Here is a 24,269-nt window from a genome sequence, read left to right on the forward strand (position 1 = left end):
GCCCAGCGCGTGCCTGATCCTGTTGACTTTCGGCCGGGCAGAGCTGGCTGGCTCCGGCTCAGCGATTTGTCTGCTGCGCTTTCGCCGGCCCTGAATGGCGCGGCGAACAGAGCCCTTTGCCGCCGAATTGCTGCTGCAGCCGTGCGGTGCGGTCGGTGCGCTGGCGGTAGCCGCCATCGCCGTCGAGCAGGTATTTTGCGCGCTGCTTTTCGCGGGCCGGCGGTCGGGCGGCCGAGATGGCCCGCACGACCGGCGCAATGGCTTCGGCGGTCCTGATCCCAGAGTCCTGGATGGCCCGGCTGACGACCTGCTCGATCAGGTCCTTGCTGTTTTGGCCAAGGAAGGTCGAGACCAGCCCGGCGACATCGGTGGCGATGTCTTCGACCTTGTCGTCGTCGGTGAAGGCGGCCAGCGGCGAGGCGGGGGCTTCTGGCTGGACGGCTCTTTCCGGACGCCGGCTCTTGCCCAGCTGCCGCCAGAGAATGAATGCGAAGATGAGTGCAAAGACAAAGAACGACATTCGACCAGCCCCGCTCCGTGGTCCGCGTTGATTGCAGAATTGAAGATGGTGGACGCCGCCCGTTCAGCGCGCCTTTGGCGCCGCACGCTCTCGTCCTCAGGCACGAATGGCCCGCTTCCCGGCGGATCAATGGCGATGCCTGTCGACTTCCCTCCCAGTTGACGCGTCAAACACATTTTTTCTCGGACGGGGCTGTCCGGGAACCACGGATGGGCAAAAGCTGCGTCGTTGATAAGGGAAGTCTCAAATGCCAGCCATACACATTATCGAGAGCTATAGCGGTGCCAGCCATTGCTGGTCTTGCCGGCGGTGGCGCGACCCTCTGGATGGTCAGGTGAGCTTGCTTAAAACCGCGTTCTTGGGCTCAATGGCCGGAGTGTCGCCACGTTGCGAGGGAGGGCATCGAGATGAGCGAAGACAGTCCACGGCCGCTGGCGGAGATCGCCAGCTATCACGCCCATATCTACTTCGACGGGCAGGCCGAACGGCAGCATGCCGAATGGCTGCGGCTGCGCATCGGCGAACGGTTCCGCGTCCGCCTGGGCAATTGGCACGACCGGCAAGTCGGCCCGCATGACCAGCCCATGTACCAGGTCTCCTTCGCCAACGAGCTTTTCGGCGCGCTCGTCCCGTGGCTGATGCTGAACCATGGCGGCCTGAGCATCCTCATCCACCCGAACACGACCAACCCCAAGCGCGACCATCTGGTCGATCCGGTCTGGATCGGCCGGCCGCTGGGGGTGCACGGCGACACGCTTCCGGACGATCACGAGGCGGAAGAGGCGCTGGAGGTCAACACCGAGCCGTCGCTGCCGGCGTAGGCCGGCGTTGGTTCCACGCAGACCAGCACTGCCATTGCGTGATGCCGTTCGGCACGCTTTTATCTGCAATGCGCCATCACCGGGGGGAGCCATTTGTCTGTCAGAAACGAAACGTCCACCGGTCATGAAGCGAGCGAGGCCGGCTGGCTCGACCTTCATTTCGAATCGTCGCGCCCCGAATACGAGGCGGCCTTGCTCGACGCCGGTATCCGCCCGGGCTGGCGCGTGCTCGACGCCGGTTGCGGCAGCGGCGGCTTCCTGCCGCTCATCGCCAGGGCCGTCGGCCCATCGGGCTTCATCGCCGCACTCGACCTCGCGCCCGAAAACATCGCCCGGGTCGAGGCGCTCGCGGGCACGCTGTCCGAGCCGCCGGAAATTGCCACGCATGTCGGCAGCATCCTGTCGTTGCCATTCGCCGACGCATCGTTCGATTGCGTCTGGTCCGGCAATGTCATGCAGTATCTGACGCCGGCCGAGTTCGAGCTTGCCGTCGGCGAGGCCAGGCGCGTGCTGAAGCCGGGCGGCATCTTCGCGGTCAAGGATTTCGATTCGACCATCCTGCAGATCCTGCCCATGGATCGCGCCCTGTTCGCGCGCTTCATGGCAGCCCGGCTGCAGGGATTTCGCGACCGAGGCGTGCTCGGTACCGATTGCGGCTCGACGCTTCCGTCGCGTCTGCGGCAGGCGGGCCTGGAGGTCGTCAGCCGCAAGGGTTGGCTGGTCGAGCGCTGGGCGCCCGCGCCTGCCTTCACGCGCGACTATGTTCGCGACCTGCTGGCCTATCTTGCCGGCGTCGCGCCGGGCTACGCCCTGCCTGACGCCGACCAGGCCTATTGGCAGGAGCTGAAGCAGCGGCCCGATCGCCTGCTCGACGATCCGGACTTCTGTTACCGCGAGTTCTTCGTCATGGCGGTCTGCCGCGTTTAGCGCTCCGCCGCATTCAGGTCTGGGCGCAAGGGCGGGCGGTTGCGCGGAATTTTCAGCGAAGATCGCGCGTCAATGAACCACCGCCCGCAACCGTTCCCTCAGTTCCCGCGGCGCGACGTCATACCGGCTCTTGAAGGCGCGGGAGAAGTGCGCGCTCGAGTTAAACCCGCAGGCAAAGGCGATTTCGGAGATCGAGGCCGAGGCGCGGGCGGGGGACAGCAATTCTTCCTTGCTGCGCTCCAGCCGCCGGTCCCAGACGAAGCGTTCGAGGGTGGCGCCTTCGCCTTCGAAGGCGCGGTGCAGATAGCGGCGCGAGCAGCCCATGTGGCGGGCGATGTCCTCGGCCGACAGGCTGCTGCGCGCTAGGTTGGCGTCGATATAGGCGACGATGCGCTCGCGCAGCGCCTCTAACGGCGAGCGGCGGAATTCGGGCGCCATGGGCTTGGCCTGGATCAGGCCGTTGACCAGCTGAACGAGACTGTCGCCGACGCGCCGGCTGCCGGCCTCGTCCAGTCTGTGGGCCTCGCCGATCGCCATCTGCATCAGGCCGGAGACGATGTGGGTCAGGCTGTCGCCGTTGCCGGGCAGCGGCAGGGGGGCGGAGAGGCGGGCGAGCGTGTCGTCGCCGAAGGTCGAGCGCGGCACCTGCAGGATGAGCTGGTCGACATCGCTGAGGTTCTGCAGGGAGTAGCTGCGCACGGGGTCATATATGATCGCCGATTGCGGGCCGAGGTCGACGGCGATTTGCTGCTGCTCGAAACGGCTGCGGCCTCTGATCTGCATCAGGATTTTGATCGCGTCGGGATCGAAGCTGCGCCAGAACAGCCGGTCGTTGACCACCAGATGCGAATTGGCCTTGATCTCGGACAGCCGGCAGGCGCCGAGATTGACCGACACAAGCTGCGGGATCGACGGCACCGTGCCGCGCGGGAAGCGCTGCGTGATCGGCCCGAACAGAAGGCGCGATGTCGACAGGAAAGCCTCGCCGTCGGCGATGCTGACATGGTGGGCGGCAGCGTGCATTCTAGTCTCCTCCTCCAAAGAAACCTCCCGTCTTGTCGCGGGCTTGCGGCAGACATGAACTTAACATGATAATTATCTCTGCCGCAACGGCAGAGACGCATGCCATTGTTCGCCGGTGAGGTGGGCAGAAATCTTGGCGCCGGCTTCTCGCGCGGCCTGGCCCTGGCGCTCGGCAATGGCATCGTCGATGCGCGACAGCGGCGAGGCCACGGCCAGCGTGCCGACGGGAAAACCGTCCGAACCGAGGATGGGGGCGGCGACCGAGTGCACGCCTTCCTCATAGCCCTGGGCGCTGCGCGAATAGCCGCGTGCCGCCGCCAGCCGTACGGCTCCCATCACCGCGTCGCGGCTGGTCACGGTGTGCTGGGTGAAGGCGGTGAGCGGCTTGCCGAAATGTGCTTCGATGGTTTCCGGGCGCGAGAAGGCCAGGAAGGCGATTCCGGAAGCCGTTCCGTGCAGCGGCAGGATCTGGCCGACATCGACGCTGACGCGGTTGGCTTTTGCGGACAGCTCGACATGCACGGTGAGCAGCGCGCCGGCGCTGAATTCGGAGAGATGCACGGTCTCGCCGGTCTCCAGCGCCAGCTCGCGCACGATGGGCGCGGCGACGCGCACGAAGGGCAGATGCGCGTCGCGCATGCGGGCGAGGCGGGAGAGCCCGGCGCCGAGCCGGTAGCGGCGGCTCAGCGGCTCCTGCTCGATCAGCCGGTGCTCGGCCAGCGCCACCAGCAGGCGGCGCGCCGTGGCCTTGTCGAGGCCCGACTTGCGGGCGATGTCGGAGAGGCCGATCTCCGGCTCCTTCGGCGTGAAAAGCTCCAGCAGCGAAATCGCCTTGCCGACCGTGCTCATGGCAGAAATCTCCGAGATACTTAGCGTGTGAATTAACTTGACAGCAGCCTTTGCGGCTTGCAGTCTGGATATAACATACAAAACGTCGGTTCACATGGTGAACCGATATGGGAACGTAAAAAACAAGGGGCAAAAGCGATTTCGCGGCAAGGCCAAGTGCGGCGCCGCACGCAATGCCGAGGTTCGCTGGAGTGCCCTGTATGGCGCGCAACTGGCGGCGAGTGAGGAGCGAGAAAAAATGCCCGATAGAAGTGCTGACCTGGTTCTGACCAATGGCCGCATCTACACGCTGGATCGCAAGCGGCCATGGGCCTCGTCGGTGGCCGTCAAAAGCGGGCGCATCGTGGCGGTGGGCGAGGCGGATGCCGTCGCCGGCCTGAGCGGGCCGCAGACGCGCGTTGTCGATCTCGACGGCGCCATGCTGATGCCAGGCATTGTCGACGTGCATGCGCATCTGATGATGGGCGGGCAGGCGGAGCTGTTCGAACTGCGCTTCGCGCCGACCTCAAGCTTCGAGACGCTGATCGCGCACGTCGCCGACGCAGCCGCCAAGGCGCCGGAAGGGTCATGGATCATCGGCGGCCAGTGGGGCAGCGACCTCTTGCCGAAGCTGAACACGCTGGAAGCGCTGGCCGCACTCGACAGAGCCAGCCAGGGCCGGCCGGTAATGCTGCGCGACGACACCTATCACAACAGGTGGATCAACTCGCAAGCCCTGTGCCTGGCTGGTGTATCCGCCGCGACGCCCGACCCGGAAAAAGGCTCGATCGGCCGCGACCCGACGTCTGGTGCGCCGACCGGCATGATGATCGAATCCGCCGCCGGCATCGTCGAAAGCACCATCGCCAGATCAGGCCACTACACCGAAGAGATGGACCGGGCGGCGATGGCGCAGTCGATCGCCACGCTCAATTCCTATGGCGTCACCGCCTTCCTCGACGCCGCCGCCATGCAGCCGATCCTGGCGGCGCTCAAAGGCCTCGACGATCGCGGCGAACTGACCGCCTGGTCGGTGTCGGCGATGCCGGCGGTCGAGCCCTCCTTCATGTTCGGCATCGCCGGCGACGAGCTGATCGCGCTGCGCGAGAACTATCGCGGCGTTCATGCGAAGCCGGATTTCGTCAAGGTGTTCCTCGACGGCGTGCCGGGCGCGCGCACCGCCGCCTTCCACGAGCCCTATACCGACGACCCGGTCCTCGGCTGCTGCTTTCGCGGCTCCACCATCGTCACCGTGCCGGAGCTGATCCGCTGGGTCGGCAAATGCGAGAAGCTCGGGCTCGGCGTGAAAATCCACTGCGCGGGTGACGCCGCCGTCAGCCAGGCGCTCGACGCCATCGATGTCGTGCGCTCCTTCAACGGGCCGACCAGGCTGATCCACCACATCGCGCACGCCAGCTACATCGCGCCCGATGACATTGCCCGCTTTGCCGAACTCGGCGTTGCCGCCGACCTGTCGCCCTTCCTGTGGTATCCGACCAGCTTCCTCGAAGGCCACAAACAGACGATGGGTGAGGCGCGCGCACTGCGCTTCTGGCCGAACAAGGATCTCTTGGAGGCCGGCGCGCTGCTCGCCGGTGGTTCGGACTGGCCGGTCATGCCCAATCCCGATCCCTGGGACGGCATCGAAGGGCTGGTGACGCGCCGCAACCCGAGCGGCGAATTCAAGGGCGCCGCACTGTGGCCGGAGCAGGCGCTCGATGTCGCCACCGCGCTCGAAATCTTCACCATCAACTCGGCCCGCGCCATTGGGCTCGCCGACACGGTCGGCTCGATCGAGATCGGCAAGTCGGCCGACTTCATCAAGCTCGACCGCAACGTGCTCGACAGTCCGGCCGACGAGATCGCCGACACCAAGGTGCTGACCACCTGGTTCGAGGGGAGGGTGGTCTATGAGCGGAGCTGACCGCCCCATCCCGGTGACGGTGCTCACCGGCTTCCTCGGCTCGGGCAAGACCACGGTGTTGAACCGCCTGCTGCGCCGGCCGTCGCTGGCCGGTGCGGCCGTGATCATCAACGAGTTCGGCGCCATCGGCCTCGACCATCTCTTGATCGAGGTGAGCGAGGAGCAGTTCACGCTGCTCGACAATGGCTGCGTCTGCTGCACGGTGCGCGGCGATCTGGTCGCGACGCTGAAGGCGTTGGACGAGCGCAGCCGTTCCGGCGAAGTGCCTGAGCTGACCCATGTCGTCATCGAGACGACGGGACTGGCCGATCCCGCGCCGATCCTGCACACGTTGATGGACGAGCCGGAACTCGCCGGCCGCTATGTCATTGCCGGCGTCGTCACCACGGTCGACGCGGTCAATGGCTGGTCGACCCTCGACCGCCATGCGGAGGCAGCCAAGCAGGTCGCGGTTGCCGATCGGCTGCTGATCACCAAGACCGATCTGGTTTCGCCCGAAGTTTTGGGCGAATTGCAGCGCCGGCTGGCGACGCTCGCGCCGACTGCGCGGCAAAGCCTGGCGTATAATGGCGAGGCCGATTTCGACATCCTCGATATCAAGCATTTTGGCGCGGCGACCGATCCGCATGGGATCGCCGCCTGGCTGGAAATGGCCGGGCAGGAATGCGGGCCTGATTGCAAGCATGACCACGAACATCATCACCACCATGCCCACGCGCATCACGGCATCCAGTCCTACAGTTTCGTCATCGACGAGCCTGTCGAGTGGGCGGCCTTCGCGCGCTGGCTCGATTATGTCGCCGCGCTGAAGGGCGAGGATCTCTTGCGGCTGAAGGGCCTGGTGCATGTCACCGACCAGCCGGAGCGGCCGCTGGTGCTGCATGGCGTGCAGCATGTCTTCCATCCGCTGGTGCGGCTCGACGCCTGGCCGTCGGCCGACCGGCGCACGCGGCTGGTGTTCATCGTGCGCGACATTGCGCGTGAGACGATCGCACGCACGCTGACGAAGTTCGCGGCCATCGACGCCGCCAGCATCAGGGCGCCGGATCGCGCCGCCGCATGATCAGAAAATGAATCAGGAAAAACAGGGGAGTGACTGACATGCAATGGAAATCCAGCCTGCTCGCGGCAGCCTTCGCCGGCGCGAGCCTTGCCGCCATGGTCGGGACGGCTTCGGCCGCCGGCCCGACCTGCAAGGACGGGACGATCAAGGTCGGCGCGGTGTCGACCATTACCGGACCCGCCGATTTCAGTGAAGTGCCGAAGGCGACAAAGGCGGCCTTCGATGCCGTCAACGCGGCCGGCGGCATCAATGGCTGCAAGATCGATTACACCATCGCCGACGACAAGGCGGATCCCGCGGTCGCGGCCCAGGCCGCGCGCGACCTCATCGACAACAAGGAAGCGGTGGCGCTGGTCGGCTCGGGCAGCCTGCTCGACTGCGCCGTCAACTCCGCCACCTACAGCCGCAAGAAGATCCTGTCGGTGCAGGGCCTCGGCGTCGACGCCGCCTGCTTTTCCTCGCCCAACGTGGCGCCGGTCAATGTCGGGCCCTACACGCTGTCGACCGCGATGGCCTGGTACGCCACCAACCAGCTGAAGAGCGAAAAACTGTGCGCCTTCTTCATCATCATCGGCGGCACGCAGGAAGCCTACAAGAAGGCGATCGAGAACTGGGAAAAGATCTCGGGCAAAAAGATCCATCTCATCGACCTGACGCTGCCCTTCCAGGGCGATCTGACACCCTATGTGATCAAGGCGCGCGACGCTGGCTGCGACGCGGTGCTGACCAACCAGGTCGAACCGCAAGTGGTGCAGCTGATCAAGACCGTCGACGCGCAGAAGATCACCGGCATCAACTGGCTGTTCCTGGCGCCCGGCTATACCGAGCAGGTCGCCTCGGCACTGGCCGACACCCAACAGCCGATCTATGTCGGCACCGAATGGGAGCCCTTCACCGAGAAGAGCTCGGCCGCCAACGCGCAATGGGTGGCCGACATGCAGAAGGCCGGCCGGCCGCTGACCGCCTTCTCGCAAGGCGGCTACCTCGCCGCCCAGCTGTTCGTGAAGGTGGTGTCGTCGATCGACGGCGAGGTGACGCGCGAGAGCGTGACCAAGGCGCTGCACGAGATGCAGCCGATCACCAATCCGCTTTCCGGCTCCCCCTATGTTTTCGGTACGGCGAAAACGCATTCGCCGATGCAGGCGACCAAGGTGATGAGACTGGAAAAGGGCGCCTGGACGGTCGAGACGCCGGACTGGGTCGTGCTGCCACAGGCCAAGTAGAGTCCTCCCGGGGCGTTGGCGCCGCTCCTCATCTGCCTGCCGGCATCCAGGCTCTTTCTCCCCGTTCACGGGGAGAAATGTCCGGTCCACCCTCCGCAGCTGCAGCGCAGCTGCTGCGGAGGACGGGCGGGAGAATGAGAGGCGGCGCCGGCCTCGACAAGAGGTCGGCTCGAAGCCAGTCCATTTCTCCAAATTGGGAATCCGATGAACGCATTGCTTACATCCGCCGTGGCGGGGCTGACAGCCGGAGGCACCTATGCCTTGCTCGGCGTCTGCGCCGTCTTCACCTATCGGCTCGTCGCCGTGGTCAATTTCACCGGCGCCGCCATCGGCACGGCGGGGACCTTCGTGCTGATCGCGCTTTATGAAGCCGGTTTCCCGATCTGGCCGTCTGTGCTGGCCGGCATTGCCGCCGGCACGGTGGTCGGCGTTGCCATCGGCTTTATCATGACGCGGTGGTTCGGCGAGGCCAGCGCCTCGACCAAGGCGGCGGTGACGGTGGCCTTGCTGGTCGGCATCATTGCCATCGGCCTGCGGCTCACCGGCGGCCAGCATCCGCACAACATGCCGGAACTGTTTCCCGGTTCGGCCTTCCGCATGGCCGGTGTCGAGGTGACGATCGCCTCGGTGCTGACCATCGGGCTGGCGGCACTGTTCACCATCCTGGCCGACCTCTTCCTCAACACCACCAAGGTCGGGCTCAATCTGCGCGCGCTGGCCGATCGGCCGATGGCGGCCGAACTGCTCGGCATCCGCGTGCAGCTCCTGTCGCTGCTGGTCTGGGGCATGACCGGCGCCTTCACCACCTTCGCGCTGATGATCATCGCGCCGCAGCGCTCGCCGAATTTCATGACGCTCAGCCTGCTGGTCGTGCCCGCACTTGCGGCCGCCCTTGTCGGCCTGTTCCGCAGCTTCTGGCGCACACTCGCCGGTGGCATCGGGCTTGGCCTGGTCGAGGGCATGGCAAGCTCGGTCGACAGCATCAGCCAGTATCGCAGCGCCATTCCGTTCCTGGTCGTGCTTGCCGTCCTGCTGTGGTCGCAACGGGAGGCCCGTTGGGATGAAGCGCGCTAGTCTGAAAGCTTCGCTGATCGTTATCATCGCGGCGATCGTCCTTGGCGGCGTCATCGCCGGCCTGCTGCCGTCCTACTGGGTGTTCTTGGCCACTTCGGTGCTGATCACCGGCGTCGCGCTGCAGAGCCTCGGCCTCGTCGCCGGACGCACCGGCATGATCGCGCTTTGCCAGATGTCGTTTGCCGGCGTCGGCGCCTGGACCGTCGGCTATCTCAACCTCGCCGAGGCGCCGGGCGGACTGTCCGTCTGGATCCTCATCGGCGGACTGGCGGCGGTGCCGTTCGGCGTCGCCATCGGCCTGCCGGCGCTGAGGCTGCGCGGCATCAACCTCGCCATCGTCACGCTGTCCTTCGCCACCGCCTTCGACACCATCCTGGCGACCATGACCTATCCCGGCCAGACCGACTTCCTGCAGGTGCCGCGGCCGGAACTGTTCGACAGCGACGAAGGCTATTTCGTCTTCGTGCTGATGTTCTATGTCGCCGTCGCGGTGGTGCTGGAAGTGCTCAGCCGCTCGCGGCTTGGCGCCTCCTGGCTGGCGGTGCGGCATTCCGAACGCGCGGCGGCCGCGCACGGCGTCAGCATCGCCACCGCCAAGCTGTCGGCCTTCGCCATCTCGGCTTTCATCGCCGGCATTTCCGGCGGACTGCTTGCCGGTTATCTCGGCACGCTGGTTTCAGAGAATTTCAGCATGATGCAGTCGCTGTCGCTCTATGCGGTGGCGGTGATGACCGGCGCGCATTTCGCCGAGGGCGCCATCATCGGCGGCTTGTTGGTGGTGATGTTTCCGGAAATCCTGCGCCGGCTCGATTTGCCGCAGGACATCGGCAATGTGCTGTTCGCCATCGGCGCCACGCAGGCACTGTCGACAGGCGAGACGATGAGCGAGACTTTTCGGCGGCAAGTGCGCAAGCTGATGCCGACCCGCGTGAGGGCGGCCGCATCGGCGCCGGCAAGTGACTTGCCGAGCCCGGTCAGTCGCGCAGCCGGCCCGGCGCTCAGCATCGACAAGCTCACCGTGCGCTATGGCAGCGTGGTGGCGATCGACGGCGTCAGCTTGACGGTTGCTGCAGGCACCGTCGCCGGGTTGATCGGCCCCAACGGCGCGGGCAAGTCGACCTTCATCGATGCCGTCGCCGGCTTCCTATCAAGCTATGAGGGCAGCATCCGGCTGGGCGAAAAACCGCTGGAAGGTATGCCGGCGCATCTGCGCGCCCGCGAAGGCGTTCGCCGGACCTGGCAGACCAACCGCATCGCGCCGGAACTCACGGTCGGCGGCTATCTGGCGCTCGCCGCCAAGGGGCTGTCGGCGAGCGAGACCAAAGCGATCCTCGGCTGGCTGGATTGTCCCGATGCCGACACGCTGGTGGTTTCGGTCGATGCCGGCACCAGGCGGCTGCTCGACGTCGCCGGCGTTGTCGCCGCCCGCCCGGCGGTGGTGCTGCTCGATGAGCCGGCCGCCGGCCAGTCGCATGAGGAGAGCGTGCGGTTGGGGCAGCGCATCGCGGAAATCCCAAGACTGTTCGGCTCGGCGGTGCTTCTGGTCGAGCACGATATGGACCTGGTGCGGGCGGTCTGCTCGGAGGTCACCGTGCTCGATTTCGGCCGCGTCATCGCGTCGGGTCCGCCGGCCAAGGTGCTCGACCAGGGTTCGGTGAAGAAGGCCTATCTCGGCATCGAGGAAGAGAGCGTGGCGGCATGAGCAAGCTCGTCGTTTCCAACCTGTCGATCAACCGCGCAGAATTGCCTGTCGTGTCGTCGCTCGACATAGCGGTCGAAAGCGGCGCCATCAGCGTCGTGCTCGGCGCCAACGGTGCGGGCAAGACGACGCTGCTCGAAGGCCTGTCGGGCATCATCCCTGTCGCCGGCGGTTCGATCGCCATCGATGGCCGCGAGATCCAGAAGACGCGGCCCGGCGTGCGCTCGCGCGAAGGCCTTGCCCATGTCGAGCAGGGCCGCACCGTGTTCCGCCAGCTGACCACCGAGGAGAACCTTCGGGTGAGCCTGCATTCAGGGGCTGATCTCGGCGAGGCCTATGCGCTGTTTCCCGAACTGGTGCAGCGGCGAACGGTGAAGGCCAGCCTTTTGTCGGGCGGCGAGCAGCAGATGCTGGTCATTGCGCGCGCACTGCTGACGCGGCCCAAGGTGCTTTTGATCGACGAGATGTCGGCGGGCCTGGCACCGGTCATCGTGACACGATTGATGAGCGCGGTGCGCAAGCTCGCCGACAATGGGCTGGCGGTGCTGCTGGTCGAGCAGTTCGCCGCATTGGCGCTGTCGATCGGCAACCGCGCCTATGTCATGCGGCGCGGCCGCGTCGTCCATGACGGCGACTGCATGAACCTGCTGAAGTCGCCGGACGAACTGCACCGGCTTTATCTCGGGGGGTAGGGGCAATGGGGCAGCCGTTGCATAAGGCACCCTACCGGCGCGAAAGCCAGCCGATCACAAGCAAAAGCCAACGCCAAAGAGAACTTCCGGACAGCGCTAAAGGCCCGTAAGACCTTAACTTTCCGGCGCGAAATCGAGACCGGCCTAATGATCCGCGCGTCGTACGGCGACGAGGCAATCTGAGATCACGCCTCCGTCGCCAGATAGTCGCCATATTTCACAGTGCACCACGTCCCCATTCTGGAATTCCCAGACTTCACCCATCGGCGGCTTGGCAATGATTCGGTATCGGTCATCGTTAAGATGCGTCGCGAGAGCGGGGCGCCAGCAGTCAACACCCTCGTCGGCCAGATACACGTGGATGGTTGCGGTATTCGTCATCCAAGCAGCAAGAACCCAGCGAGTGAGGGTTTTTCAATGGGGCCGAGTGTAGCACAAATCCTGTTCACCCACAGGGTTTCAGAGTGATCTCAGTCCATATAATCGCCTCGCTTGTGGGTGAGGTCCGCTTCGAAAGAACCGCAGCGAAACCACCGCGACGGCTGGACCAAGGTTCGATCAGGCAGCGCGTTTCCAGCAGGCGATAAAATGGCCTGCTTCGATCTCCCTGGCCACAGGTTCGGCCTTGAGACAGCCGGCGTCGGCCAAGGGGCAACGGCCGGCGAAGGCGCAGCCGCGGGGGCCGGCTTCGATGGCGGGCGCTTCGGCCAGGGTCGCGGCCTGCCCATCATTGGAAGACGCGGCCAGCAGCATCTGCGTGTAGGGGTGATTGGGGCCGGCGAAGATCTGGTCGGATGAACCGGTCTCGACCAGGCGGCCGCGATAGAGCACGCCGATGCGGTCGGCCATGTAGCGCACCACCCGCAAATCATGGCTGATGAAGAGATAGGCGGTGTCCTGCTTGCGCTGGAGATCGTTGAGCAGGTTGAGAACCGTGGCCTGCACCGACACGTCGAGCGCCGAGGTCGGCTCGTCCAGCACAACCAGCCGTGGCAGGCCGGCAAAGGCGCGCGCGATGGCCGTGCGCTGGCGCTGGCCGCCGGACAGCGTTCCGGGTTTTTGCTCGGCCGTTGTGCGGGCGAGGCGGACCGAGGCCAGGAGGTCGCCGACGCGCTGCGGCACCGCGCGGCGCGGCAGGCCGGCCAGACGGCGCAGTGGGCGGCCAAGGATGCGGCTGATGCGCTGGCGCGGGTTGAGCGTGCGGTCCGGTGACTGGAACACCATTTGCACGTCGCGCCGTTCGCCGTGCTGGCGCCGCTCGACCAGCGGCGCCACGGTCTTGCCGAATAGGTCGACCGTGCCCGCCGTCGGCGGCTGCAGGCCGGTGACGATCCTGGCTAGTGTCGATTTGCCGGAACCGGACTCACCGATCAGCCCAAAAGTCTCGCCGCTGGCGATGTCGAGGTCGATGCCGTGCAAAACCGGCTGGCCGCCGAAGGATTGTTTGATGCCCCGGCACGAGACAGCGATTTCGCGCTGCCGCGCGGGCAGGGCGTTGTCCTCGCTCTCGCCGGCGGGCACGTCCGAAGTGAGGTCGATGGGGCTCGCATCCTCTGCCAGCCTGCCGTCGCGCTTGGTGCGGTTGAGCGTCGGAATGGCCGCAACCAGCGCCTTTGTGTAGGCATGGCGCGGATTGTCGAATACTTCGCCGGCGACGCCGGTTTCGACAATCGAGCCGGCCTGCATCACCGAGACCCGGTCGCAGGAGCGGCGGATCAGGTTGATGTCGTGGCTGATCAAAAGGATGCTGGTGCGGTGCTCGCGGCGCAGATCGTCGAGGATGGCGATGATCTCGGACTGCACGCTAGCGTCGAGCGCCGTGGTCGGCTCGTCCATCACCAGCAGCGACGGGTCGAGCGCAATCGCAATGGCAATGTTGGCGCGCTGCTGCATGCCGCCCGACAGCTCGTGCGGATAAAGCTGCAGCACACGTTCGGGGTTGGCGACGCGGACGCGGCTCAGAAGCTGGGCCGCGCGGCCAAATGCATCGTCGTGATGCATCGGGCGATGGCGCAGGATCGTCTCGGTGATCTGGCCGCCAATGGTCATGCTCGGGTTCAGCGCCGAGCCCGGATGCTGGTAGACGGCGGCGATGCGGTCGCCGCGCAGCCGGCGCAGCCGGTCGGCGGAAAGGTCGCGAATCTCGCGGTTCTCGAAGGCCAATTGCGCGGCTTCGACCCGGGCATGTTTGGGCAGATAGCGCAGCACCGCCAGCGCCACCGAGCTTTTGCCCGAGCCGGACTCGCCAACCAGCCCGAGCGCTTCGCCCTGGCCGATGCGAAGCGATATGTCATCGACCGCGCGATGGATATGCCTGGCTCCGCGATAGGAAACGGAGAGGTGCTCGACGTTTAGAACCGAAGACATGGAAACCTGAAACCACTTTCTGCGCGGGCCGCGATCGGGGGCAATCGCTTCCGCTTTCACAGGGAACAATCTCTATAAAATTACTCGAATTAAAGTTGAGCGCAATCTAACTTTCAAGGACAGGACGATTTTCGGGGCACGGCGACAGGCCGCAGCGCCGGCGGTTTTCCGCAGCGAAGGCAAGGGAAGTTCGATGTCGCACATGATCCTCAGCGCGTTCTTCTTCAACCCGCAGGGCGACCATCGCATGGCATGGCGCCATCCGCGCGCGCCGGGCCGCGAAGTGCTCGACTTTGACTATTATCGCGAACTGGTGCAGGCGGCCGAGCGGGCCAGGATCGACACCATCTTCGTTGCCGACCACGTCTCGATCTGGGATTCGGTCAAGAGCGGCGTCGCGCACTACGCCAATGCCCGCCTGGAGCCGCTGACGCTGTTGTCGGCGCTGGCCGGCGTGACCAGGCATATCGGCCTGATCACCACGGCGTCGAGCTCCTACAGCGAGCCCTACAATGTTGCGCGCATGTTCGCTTCGCTCGACCATATCAGCAAGGGCAGGGCGTCCTGGAACGTCGTCACCTCGGCGATGGACGAGGAAGCGCGCAATTTCGGCCGAGACGGCAACATCGAACACGCCTTCCGTTATGAGCGGGCCGGCGAATTCCTCGATATCGTCAAGGCGCTGTGGGACAGCTGGGAAGACGAGTCGCTGCTCATCGACAAGGAGTCGGGCTATTTCGCCGACCCCGAAAAGGTCCACCCGATCGACCACAAGGGCAAGCATTTCAAGGTGCGCGGGCCGCTCAACGTGTCGCGGCCGCCGCAGGGCCACCCGCTGATCGTCCAGGCCGGCTCGTCGGAGGATGGCAAGAATTTCGCCACCGCGCAGGCCGACGTGCATTTCGCCATCTTCAGCACCAGGGAAGACGGCATCAAATACCGGCAGGACATCAACGAGCGGCTGGCCCGCCACGGCAGGCGGCCGGAGAGCTTCAAGATCCTGCCCGGCATCCTGCCAATCGTCGCCGCCTCCGAAGCCGAAGGCCGCGACAAGCAGGAGTATCTGCAGAGCCTGCTTCCCGACCAGGTCGGCATCGACCTTTTGTCGAGCTGGAGCGGCCTCGACCTCTCGGCTTATCCGCCTGATGGCCCGCTGCCGCCGCTGCCGGATGAGAGCACCTTCAATGGCGGCCGCACCTCGCTCAACCGCGTCAAGCAATGGTCGAAGCAGAATCTCAGCCTGCGCGATATCGCCCGCAAGCTCGCCAACAGCGGCTCGGTGCCGACGGTTGCCGGCACGCCGAAGCAGATCGCCGACCAGCTCGAAGACTGGTTCGTCGCGGGTGCCGCCGACGGCTTCAACCTGATGTTCCCGCTGCTGCCCGAGGACTGGGTGAATTTCGCCGAGCAGGTGGTGCCGGAACTGCAGCGGCGCGGCCTGGTCCCGACCGAATATGCGCCGGGCACGTTGCGCGACCGTTTTGGCCTTGCCCGTCCCGCCAACCGCTTCGCCGAGCAGCGCGCCAATGCGCGCGCCGTGTCCTGAGGAGGAAATCATGACCGCCGCGCCAAACCTGCAACCCCGCGAAGCCACCGCTCCGCGTCTCGTCAATGTCCTGCACAGCCCCAAGCGCATCCGCGTCAAATTTGGCGGGCGCACCATCGCCGACAGCCGCAATGTGCTGGTGCTGCGCTCCAATCATTTCCTGCCGATCTATTTCTTCCCGCCGTCCGCGGTCGATCCGTCGGTGCTGAAACCCTCGCTGCATCGCGAGCCGCATGCCGTCGGCGGCGAGACCGCCTATTGGGACATCGACAGCGGCGACAGGCGCGCCGCCAATGCGGCGTGGTCGTTCACAGCACCCCCGGATGAAAATCTGGCGCCGCTCGCCGGCCGTATCGCCTTCACCTGGAAGGCGGTCGACCAATGGTTCGAGGAGGAAGAAGAAGTCTTCGTCCACGCCCGCGATCCCTATGCGCGCATCGATGTGCTGCAAAGCTCCAGCCATGTCCAGGTCTGGTTCGACGGCGAGATCATCGCCGACAGCAAGCGCCCGGTGCTGCTGTTCGAGACCCATCTGCCGACGCGTTTCTACCTTCCTCCGGAGGATATCCGGCTGGAGCGGCTGACGGCGTCCAATTCGACGACGCGATGTCCCTACAAAGGCATCGCCTCGTACTGGTCGGGTCTGCTGAAGGACGGTTCGATCCGTCCCGACATTGCCTGGAGCTACCGCGACCCGATCGACGAAATGCCTAGGATCAAAGGCCTGATCGCCTTCTATCCGCAAGCGGTCGACCGCATCCATCTCGACGGCCAGCCGGCCTGACGGCGGCCTTTTCTCCCCATCCTCCAATTGATGAGAGACTGACAATGACGAAACGTTCCGACATCGATCTTTTGCGCAACCAGTCGACGCACGGCACCAATGGCGACATCTGGAATGTCGCCGTGGATGAATATGCGCAGGGCTTCCTCAAGCGCCGCGACCTCTTGAAATACGCTGCACTTCTGGCCTCACCGGCTTTGCCGCCTCGCAGGGGCTGTTTACATCCGGCGCACGCGCGGCGACCACCGGTGGCACGGTCCGCGTCGGCCTCGGCCAGCCGACCAAGGCGATCGATCCCGTCACCATCACCGATCCGGCCAGCATCGGCGTGCTCAGCCAGGTCGGCGAGTACCTGATCCTCGATGATCCCAAGGACGGGCTGCAGCCGAAGCTTGCGCTGTCGTGGGAAGCCGACGAGACGGCCAAGCGCTGGACCTTCAAGCTGCGGCCCGGCGTCAAGTTCCACGATGGCCGCAGCGTGACCGCCAAGGACGTGGTGGCGAGCTTCGAGCGGCTGGTCGATCCGGCCAGCGGTTCCTCGGCACTGTCGGCCTACAAGGGCATTCTCTCCAAGGGCGGCGCCAAGGTCGTCGACGATGAAACCGTCGCCTTCGATCTCGACCAGTCGAACGGCAATTTCCCGTTCTACGTTTCCTCCGACGTCTACAACGCCGTCATCCTGCCGGCCGACTATGCCGGCGACTTCGAGAAGACTTTCAACGGCACCGGCCCGTTCAAGCTGGACTCCTTCCGTCCCAAGCAAGGCGCAAGCTTCGTGCGCAACCCGGATTATTGGGGCGACAAGGCGCTGCCCGACCGCGTCGAGATCAAGTTCTTCGACGACGAACAGGCGCAGGTGCTGGCGCTGCAGGCCGGCCAGCTCGACGTCATCCCCAGCACGACGCGGCTGGAACTGGCGATCGAAGGCAATCCGAACTTCAAGCTGCTCAGCGTGCAGGCCAGCTCGCATGACCCGGCGCATCTCAGGACCGACCAGGCGCCGTTCACCGACAAGCGTATCCGCCGCGGGCTGGCGCTGACCATCGACCGCGAGGCCGTGGTCAAGGGCCTGCTGAAGGGCCGCGCCGTTGTCGGCAACGACACGCCGTTTGCGCCGATCTTCCCGTCGGCCGATCCGTCGGTGCCGCAGCGCAAGCAGGACATTGCCGAGGCCAAGCGCCTGCTGGGCGAGGCCGGCGTACCGAACGGCTTCGAGGTGACGCTGACCACCGAACGCGCCTACGACATTCCCGACTATGCCGTGATCATACAGAACTTCGCCAAGAAGGCCGGCATCGACATCAAGCTAAACGTGCTGCCGCAGGATGCCTATTACGGCTCGGCGACATTCGGCAGCTCGCCATGGCTCGACTCCAATCTCGGCATCACCGATTTCGGCCATCGCGGCACGCCCGACATCTTCCTCAACGCGACGCTGAAGAGCTCGGGCGCCTGGAACGCAGCGCATTTCAACAACCCGGACTATGACGCGCTGCTGCTCGAGTATGGCAAGGCGCGCGACCTGCAGGCGCAGCGGCTCGCCGCCGGCAAGATCCAGACGCTGCTGCTCGACGAGACGCCGCTGATCATCAGCTATTTCTCGCAGTACAGCCGCATCGTCTCCTCTAAGGTCGAGGGCGTGCGTTTCACCGCGATCTCGCATCTGCTGCTCGATAAAGTGTCGTTCGTTTGAGCGGCATCGCCTCAATCGCGATCGTCCGACCCCTGGCGGCGCGCGCGGGCTCGCTGCTGTTGACACTGTGGCTGGTCAGCGCGCTGGTCTTCCTCGCCGGGCAGGTGCTGCCCGGCGATGTCGGCCGCGTCATGCTCGGCCCGTTCGCCGATGCGCAGGCGGTCGCCGAACTCAACCGCAAGCTCGGCACCGACCAGCCGATCCTTGCGCAATACTGGCACTGGTTCAGCCGGGCGATCACAGGGGATTTTGGCGACTCGCTGTCGATGCGCGCGCCGGTGGCGCCGTTCGTTTTGTCGAGCATCAAGAATTCCGCCGCACTGGCCGGCGTCGTGCTGCTGTTCCTGGTGCCGATCGGCATCGGTGCCGGCGTCGTCGCGGGCCTGCGCTCGGGGAGCCTTGCCGACCGGCTGATCGTGCTGACCGGCGTCTCGCTCTCGATCGTGCCGGACTTCGTCTCCGGCCTTTTGCTGCTGATGGTCTTCGGCCTGTGGCTGGCCTGGTTTCCGATCACCGGAGCGGCGCCGGACGGGGCCGGCTTCTGGACGTCCAGCCACTACCTCATCCTGCCGGCGCTGCCGCTGGTGCTGAACCTCATCGGCTATGTCGCGCGCATGACCAGGGCAGGGGTGATCGAGGCGCGCGGCGCGGACTATACGCGCACCGCCATCCTCAAGGGCCTCAGCCCCTCGCAGGTGCTGTTCAAGCATGTGCTGCGCAACGCGTTGGTGCCGACGGTGGCGGTCATCGCCACCCAGAGCGGTTTTCTGCTCGGCGGGCTGGTGGTGATCGAGGCGCTGTTCGGCATTCAAGGGCTCGGCAATCTGGTGCTGAGTGCTGCCAAGGCACGCGACTTTCCGATGCTCGAGGCCGGCGTGCTGGTGATGGCTGCGATCTTCGTGTCGACGGCGGCGATCGGCGATCTCTTGCAGGCGCTGCTTGATCCGCGCCAGCGCCGGCGCAACGCGCCATGACCGACCTCGCCCAGTCTCCCGTGCGCGGCGACATCAGGCTCTCCTGGCTCGGCCGACTGCGTGGTCTTCTGCCCGATGTGGCGCCGTCGACCGTGATCGGCTCGGCGGTGCTCTTGTTCTGGGTCGCCTGTGCGGTGTTCGGCTCGCAATTCGTGCCGTTCGATCCCTACGCCGAGGATTTCCTGTCGATGATGACGGCGCCCGACGCGGTGCACTGGTTCGGCACCGACCAGCTCGGCCGCGACGTGCTTTCGCGCATCATCGTCGGCTCGCGCGACATCCTGCTAGTAGCGCCGCTGGCGACATTGGCCGGCGTCACAGCCGGCAGCATCATCGGCCTCGTGCTCGGCACCTTTGGCGGCCTGGTCGATGCCGTCGGTGCGCGGCTGCTCGATGCCGTCATGTCGCTGCCCTTTATCGTGCTTGTGACGATGGCGCTGGTGGCGATCGGCCCGTCCAACCTCACCGTCATCCTGGTGATCGGCCTTGCCTATGCGCCGCTGGTGGCGCGCACCGTGCGCACCGCCGCGCGCGAACAGCGCGAACGCGACTATGTCAGCGCCGCGCGGCTCGCCGGCGAAGGACGGCTGGCGATCATGTTCCTGGAGATACTGCCCAATGTCCGGGAGACCATCCTGATCGAGCTCATCACCCGGCTCGGCTACGCCTTCTTCTCGATCGCGACGCTCAGCTTCCTCGGCCTCGGCATCCAGCCGCCATCGGCCGACTGGGGGCTGGCAATCGCCGACGGCTATGGGTTCCTCACCGGCGGCAAATGGTGGGTGGTGGTGTTCAATTCGGCCGCGATCATCTCGCTGGTGATGGCCACCAACCTGATCGCGCAGGGGATCGGGGCGCTCGAGAACAGCGATAAGTAGTTGCTGGACTTTTGCGCGTCTCCTGTGGCTTACAAGGTCGCCGAGCTCCCTCCTTTCGTCATCCTAGGGCGGAGCAGGAGCGCAGCTCCGTCGCGGAGACCCTAGGTGTTTAGTCCCGGCATTTGATGGGTTGGATCGAGCCGGAACCGTTTTGGCTCTTTTTCCCAGATTTTGCAGATGAACTCATAGGGCGTGAGGCCTTTGAGGGTCTTGAGCCTGCGCGCGAAGTTGTAGGCCGTGATGAAGTCGGCGAGGTGCCGACGCAGTTGATCGTGGTCGTCATAGTGGAAGCGCTTGACGGTCGCCTCCTTGATGGTTCGGTTCATCCGCTCGACCTGGCCATTGGTCCAAGGATGGTTGATCTTTGTGAGCCGGTGCTTGATGCCATGCTTGTCGCAAATGTCGTCGAAGACGTGCTGAGGGGCGTGCTGATCGCAGGTCCGATTGGTGAACTGGATGCCGTTGTCGGTTAGAATGGTGTGGATGGCATAGGGCACGGCCGCAATCAGATCCTGAAGGAACTGGACCATCAGCATCTTACCCGCTGTCTCGTGCAATTGCGCATAAGCGAACTTGGACGTTCGATCTATGGCAACGAAGAGACGTAGCTTGCCCTCGGCGGTCTGCACCTCGGCGATATCAATGTGGAAATAGCCGATCGGATAAGCCTCGAACTTCTTCTTGGCCGGCTTGTCGGCGTCCACCTCCGGCAGTCTCGAAATGCCGTGGCGTTGAAGGCAGCGATGCAATGACGAGCGCGTCAGGTGTGGGATCGTCGGCTGAAGGGCATATAGACAATCATCGAGCGGCAGCAACGTATGTTTGCGAAAGGCGACGATGGCGGCTTCCTCTTCGAGCGACAGCACTGTCGAGCGCGGCTCTCTGGGACCGGTCGGCAGATCGGCGGTCGAGGTTCGGTGCCGCCACTTCGCGACCGTCTTCGGATCGATGCCATAGCGCTTGGCGAGCTTCTTCAGGCTCTCTTGACTATTTTGTATTGCTCGACGGGTTGCCTCTGTCGTCGTGGCCCGGCCGTGTAGAACCTGTCCCATAGTGCCTCCTTCCATTCGGAAGAAAATATCACACCATTAAAGCCAGGGATCAAACACCTAGGGTCTGCGCCGCGTCGCTTCACTCCTTGCTACGCCCTAGGATGACGAAGAGAGGAATGCGCAGCATAATCTCAGCCGTCGGCGCCTAATCGAGCAGGCCCTGGATGGTAGCCGCCACGGCCGCCGGGGCGTAGGGCTTGGGCAGGAAGACGCCGCCGCTCGGCATTGCGTCCGCCGCCGGCTGGCGCTTGCCCGAGGTGATGATGATCTTGACCGGCGGCCAGCGGTCGCGCACGGCGGCCGACAGGCGCAGGCCGTCCATGGAGCCGGGCATGTCGATGTCGGTGAACAGGATGGCGATGTCCTGCCGGCTCTCCAGCAGGCGGATCGCCTGGTCGGCATTGCTGGCTTCCAGCACATCGTATCCCGCCTCGCGCAGCTCGTCGGCGATGGCGAACAACAGGAACGCTTCGTCTTCGACGACAAGGACGGTGGCGAGGCTCTGAGTGGTCATGGCACGCTCTATGTAGTCAGTAAGGTGCTGTCGGCAACTGGGGTGCCGGTGCGTTCAACACGCATTCGACGCCGTCGGGGTGGTAGTCGATCTGCACCGAGCCGCCGAAGTCGGTGCCCAGCACGCGCTCGATCAGGAAGCGGCCGAAGCCGCGCCGGCTGGGTGGCGTCACCGGCGGGCCGCCGCTCTCGCGCCAGCGCCAGAGCAGCCGCTTTTCGCCTGATGCCTCGGCCGATGGCTGCAGCGACCATTCGATCGACACCTTGCCTTCCGGTGTCGACAGGGCGCCATATTTCAGCGCGTTGGTGGCCAGCTCGTTGACGGCGAGCGCCAGCGTCAGCGCCATCTTGGGATTGATCGGCAGCGCCGGGCCGGAAATCGAAATCTGTTCGAGCGGGAAGGTGGCGATGGTGTTGTCGACCACCTCGCGGATCGAGGCGCTGGTCCAACGGGTCTTGTTCAAGATGTCATGCGCGTTGGCGAGCGCCCGCAGACGCTCGTTGAAGGTGGCGCTCGCGGTGGCGATGTCGGTGTTGCGCAGAGTTTGCGAAGCGATGGCCGCGACCATCGCCAATATGTTCTTGATGCGATGTTCGAGCTCGTGGGTCAGCAGTTCCTGCCGCGCCTGTGCCTCGCGCCGGTCGGTGACATCCTGCATGACGCCGAACATCTTGATAGGCTTGCCGGTCTCGTCATGGACGAAATCGATGTGGCGCGACAGCCAGCGCAATTCGCCCGTGTCGGGCCGCCGGATGCGGTATTCCACGGCAGGCACGGCGGTGCCATTCTTACGCGTTTCCGGGTTGGAGCGGACGTTCTTGTCGTCGGGAATGACGATGTTTTCCAGCACACTGATGTGCACGCTGTCGCGCGGCGACAGCCCCCAGAGACCCCAAAAACCCTCGGAGCCGACCACGGTTCCGCTGGCGATGTCGAGTTCGAGTGCCGCAATGCCGGCGGCATTCTGCGACAGCTGCAAGCGCCGCTCGCTCTGCAACAAGGCCTGCGCCGCCTGCTTCTGGTCATCGATATCGGTGTTGGTGCCGATCCAGCGCAGGATGACGCCGTCGGCATCGCGGATCGGGACGGCGCGCGCAATGAACCAGCGATAGATGCCGTCATGCCGACGCAGCCGGAACTCGGTCTCGTAGAAGGTGCCGGCGGCCGCCGTCTGTTGCCACTTTTCTGCGGCCGCGACGATGTCGTCGGGATGCACGATGTCGGCCCAGCCTTGACCGTCAAGCTCGCCGGGCTTCGCACCGGAATAATCGTAGACGCGCGGGTTGAACCAGTCGAGCAGCCCGTCCGGCGTCGCCGTCCAGACATGGTTGGGCATCGCCTCGGCGAAGGTGCGGAATTGCATCTCGCTCTGGCGCAGCGCCTGTTCGGCAAGCAGCCTGTCGGTGACGTCGACACCCTGGACGAAGATGCCGAACACTTCGCCCGCCGGGTTTCGCACCGGCTGATAGACGAGGTCGATGAAGCGGTCTTCGATCGCCGCACCCGGCGCGCGCTGCAGCTCGGCCTTCAGCGCATAGCCGATGAAGGCTTCGCCGGAAGTGAACACCTGGTCGAGCAGCTCGAAAAAGCCCTGGCCTTCTATCTCGGGCAGGGCCAGGCGGATCGGCAGGCCGATGATGTCCCGGTGGCCGACGAGCTGCATGTAGGCGGCATTAGTCAGCTCGACGACATGCTGCGGACCCGACAGCATGGCCATGAAGCCCGGCGCCTGTTCGAACATCTGGCGCTGGCGGTCGCGCTCGCTGGCGCGCCAGCGCTCGGCGGCGACCTTGGCTGTCGTCTCGATGACGATGGCGATAACGCCGGCCGGTTCGCCGCTTTCGTCGAGCACCGGTGAATAGTCGAGATCGAGCCAGACCTGTTCGGGTTTGCCGGTGCGGTTCAGCGTCAGCACCTGCTCGCGATAGGCAAGCGTGCCGCCGCCCAGGCAGACCTTCATGATGTTGTCGTTGAAGTCGGCCACCTCGGGCCAGCCTTCGCGCACTTTCGAGCCGAGCAATTGCGGATGGCGGCCGCCGGCAAATTCCGAATAGCCGTCATTGTAGATCATGACGCCATCCTCGCCCCACAGCATGACGATCGGCACATTGGAGCGCAGGATCAGCGAGACCGCCGTCTTCAGGCTCTGCGGCCAGACTTCGATCGGTCCGATCGAGGTCGAGGCCCAGTCGAACGCCGCGATCAGGCAGCCGAGCTCTCCGCCGCCCGACAGGAAAGCAAGGTGACGATTGCCTATGGTCGTTGTGCTGGTTTGCGGCATGGCGTCTCGTGAATCGGTCGGCATCTGTGCGAGAGTCGATTGGTGCGGGCTAACATGTCGGATTCTGTGGATCGTGCGCTCGTGCTGACCATGGCGGAGCGCCATGACCGCTCGCCGTGTTGGACGCTTTTGACGAAGCCGTGAATAGGCATTGCTCCCCTGAACGCCTCAACCCGGAAAAAGCCATTCGGTTCCCGGCACTTGCCGATTTTCCTTCGGCAGGGTTGCCGGATTGAGGGTGTGAAAGCCGGCTATTCGATCGAATTTCTTTGCAAGCCGTTAATTCGCCCATGCTGTTAATGAGCGCGTTCTAATGCATGTCGACTGAAACTGCGTAGCGTTTTGGGATAACGACATGCGCGAAACTGATTGGTTTGGCGCGGGGT

The 24,269-nt window shown here is 64.9% G+C and carries 19 protein-coding genes and 1 pseudogene; 13 read left to right on the plus strand and 7 right to left on the minus strand.

The features are described 5' to 3' along the window. Positions 1-58 precede the first annotated feature (58 nt). The gene (locus tag AC0V7N_RS14765) at positions 59-520 is read right to left on the minus strand and encodes a hypothetical protein (protein WP_475458646.1); all 462 of its coding nucleotides are present in this window, start codon (positions 518-520) and stop codon (positions 59-61) included. A gap of 407 nt (positions 521-927) precedes the next feature. Between AC0V7N_RS14765 and AC0V7N_RS14770 the strand changes: the two genes are divergently transcribed. Then, complete coding sequence (locus AC0V7N_RS14770) at positions 928-1,341, plus strand: DOPA 4,5-dioxygenase family protein (RefSeq protein ID WP_475458648.1); 414 nt, start codon at positions 928-930, stop codon at positions 1,339-1,341. A 93-nt stretch (positions 1,342-1,434) separates the two neighbouring features. Then, on the plus strand, positions 1,435-2,268 hold the full coding sequence (locus tag AC0V7N_RS14775) for a class I SAM-dependent methyltransferase (protein WP_475458651.1): 834 nt from the start codon (positions 1,435-1,437) through the stop codon (positions 2,266-2,268). Between the two features lie 69 nt (positions 2,269-2,337). On the opposite strand, the gene AC0V7N_RS14780 is transcribed toward AC0V7N_RS14775, so the two are convergent. Beyond that, complete coding sequence (locus AC0V7N_RS14780) at positions 2,338-3,291, minus strand: helix-turn-helix domain-containing protein (protein ID WP_475458653.1); 954 nt, start codon at positions 3,289-3,291, stop codon at positions 2,338-2,340. Positions 3,292-3,363: 72 nt separating this feature from the next. Next, positions 3,364-4,140 carry an IclR family transcriptional regulator gene (locus AC0V7N_RS14785; RefSeq protein WP_475458655.1) on the minus strand — a complete coding sequence of 259 codons (777 nt, stop codon included), beginning with the start codon at positions 4,138-4,140 and terminating at the stop codon, positions 3,364-3,366. A gap of 238 nt (positions 4,141-4,378) precedes the next feature. Here AC0V7N_RS14785 and AC0V7N_RS14790 point away from each other — a divergent pair, with 238 nt between their 5' ends. From AC0V7N_RS14790 to AC0V7N_RS14815, 6 genes are all read left to right on the plus strand, one after another. After that, the gene (locus AC0V7N_RS14790; protein ID WP_475458657.1) at positions 4,379-6,043 is read left to right on the plus strand and encodes an amidohydrolase; all 1,665 of its coding nucleotides are present in this window, start codon (positions 4,379-4,381) and stop codon (positions 6,041-6,043) included. Next, positions 6,030-7,106 carry a CobW family GTP-binding protein gene (locus AC0V7N_RS14795; RefSeq protein WP_475458659.1) on the plus strand — a complete coding sequence of 359 codons (1,077 nt, stop codon included), beginning with the start codon at positions 6,030-6,032 and terminating at the stop codon, positions 7,104-7,106. Before AC0V7N_RS14790 ends, AC0V7N_RS14795 begins: the two co-directional genes overlap by 14 nt. A 95-nt stretch (positions 7,107-7,201) precedes the next feature. After that, positions 7,202-8,329: an ABC transporter substrate-binding protein gene (locus AC0V7N_RS14800; RefSeq protein WP_475460337.1), complete on the plus strand. Its 1,128-nt coding sequence runs from the start codon at positions 7,202-7,204 to the stop codon at positions 8,327-8,329. A gap of 204 nt (positions 8,330-8,533) precedes the next feature. Continuing rightward, positions 8,534-9,403 carry a branched-chain amino acid ABC transporter permease gene (locus AC0V7N_RS14805; protein ID WP_475458662.1) on the plus strand — a complete coding sequence of 290 codons (870 nt, stop codon included), beginning with the start codon at positions 8,534-8,536 and terminating at the stop codon, positions 9,401-9,403. Continuing rightward, on the plus strand, positions 9,390-11,105 hold the full coding sequence (locus AC0V7N_RS14810) for a branched-chain amino acid ABC transporter ATP-binding protein/permease (protein WP_475458664.1): 1,716 nt from the start codon (positions 9,390-9,392) through the stop codon (positions 11,103-11,105). The genes AC0V7N_RS14805 and AC0V7N_RS14810 overlap by 14 nt, the downstream gene beginning before the upstream one ends. Next, positions 11,102-11,794 carry an ABC transporter ATP-binding protein gene (locus tag AC0V7N_RS14815; protein ID WP_475458667.1) on the plus strand — a complete coding sequence of 231 codons (693 nt, stop codon included), beginning with the start codon at positions 11,102-11,104 and terminating at the stop codon, positions 11,792-11,794. The genes AC0V7N_RS14810 and AC0V7N_RS14815 overlap by 4 nt, the downstream gene beginning before the upstream one ends. Positions 11,795-12,352: 558 nt before the next feature. Here the strand turns inward: AC0V7N_RS14815 and AC0V7N_RS14820 are convergent. Next, positions 12,353-14,161: a dipeptide ABC transporter ATP-binding protein gene (locus AC0V7N_RS14820; RefSeq protein WP_475458669.1), complete on the minus strand. Its 1,809-nt coding sequence runs from the start codon at positions 14,159-14,161 to the stop codon at positions 12,353-12,355. Positions 14,162-14,354: 193 nt separating this feature from the next. Here AC0V7N_RS14820 and AC0V7N_RS14825 point away from each other — a divergent pair, with 193 nt between their 5' ends. The 5 genes and pseudogenes from AC0V7N_RS14825 to AC0V7N_RS14845 all read left to right on the plus strand — a co-directional run bounded on the left by AC0V7N_RS14825 (position 14,355) and on the right by AC0V7N_RS14845 (position 20,036). Further along, the gene (locus AC0V7N_RS14825) at positions 14,355-15,707 is read left to right on the plus strand and encodes an LLM class flavin-dependent oxidoreductase (RefSeq protein WP_475458671.1); all 1,353 of its coding nucleotides are present in this window, start codon (positions 14,355-14,357) and stop codon (positions 15,705-15,707) included. Between the two features lie 10 nt (positions 15,708-15,717). Next, a complete protein-coding gene (locus tag AC0V7N_RS14830) occupies positions 15,718-16,491 on the plus strand; it encodes a DUF427 domain-containing protein (protein ID WP_475458673.1) in 774 nt (257 codons plus the stop codon). 44 nt (positions 16,492-16,535) lie between these two features. After that, positions 16,536-18,184: pseudogene (locus AC0V7N_RS14835) on the plus strand (ABC transporter substrate-binding protein). A 20-nt stretch (positions 18,185-18,204) separates the two neighbouring features. Continuing rightward, on the plus strand, positions 18,205-19,158 hold the full coding sequence (locus AC0V7N_RS14840) for an ABC transporter permease (RefSeq protein ID WP_475460339.1): 954 nt from the start codon (positions 18,205-18,207) through the stop codon (positions 19,156-19,158). Next, positions 19,155-20,036: an ABC transporter permease gene (locus tag AC0V7N_RS14845; RefSeq protein ID WP_475458678.1), complete on the plus strand. Its 882-nt coding sequence runs from the start codon at positions 19,155-19,157 to the stop codon at positions 20,034-20,036. The genes AC0V7N_RS14840 and AC0V7N_RS14845 overlap by 4 nt, the downstream gene beginning before the upstream one ends. A 101-nt stretch (positions 20,037-20,137) precedes the next feature. On the opposite strand, the gene AC0V7N_RS14850 is transcribed toward AC0V7N_RS14845, so the two are convergent. The 3 genes from AC0V7N_RS14850 to AC0V7N_RS14860 all read right to left on the minus strand — a co-directional run bounded on the left by AC0V7N_RS14850 (position 20,138) and on the right by AC0V7N_RS14860 (position 23,883). Continuing rightward, positions 20,138-21,088, minus strand: coding sequence for an IS481 family transposase (locus AC0V7N_RS14850; RefSeq protein ID WP_475458680.1), 951 nt, complete (start codon positions 21,086-21,088; stop codon positions 20,138-20,140). Between the two features lie 145 nt (positions 21,089-21,233). Next, positions 21,234-21,602 carry a response regulator gene (locus tag AC0V7N_RS14855; protein WP_475458683.1) on the minus strand — a complete coding sequence of 123 codons (369 nt, stop codon included), beginning with the start codon at positions 21,600-21,602 and terminating at the stop codon, positions 21,234-21,236. Between the two features lie 16 nt (positions 21,603-21,618). Further along, positions 21,619-23,883 carry a PAS domain-containing HWE histidine kinase family protein gene (locus tag AC0V7N_RS14860; protein ID WP_475458685.1) on the minus strand — a complete coding sequence of 755 codons (2,265 nt, stop codon included), beginning with the start codon at positions 23,881-23,883 and terminating at the stop codon, positions 21,619-21,621. Between the last annotated feature and the right edge of the window lie 386 nt (positions 23,884-24,269).

This window comes from Mesorhizobium kamtschaticum (assembly GCF_056174585.1).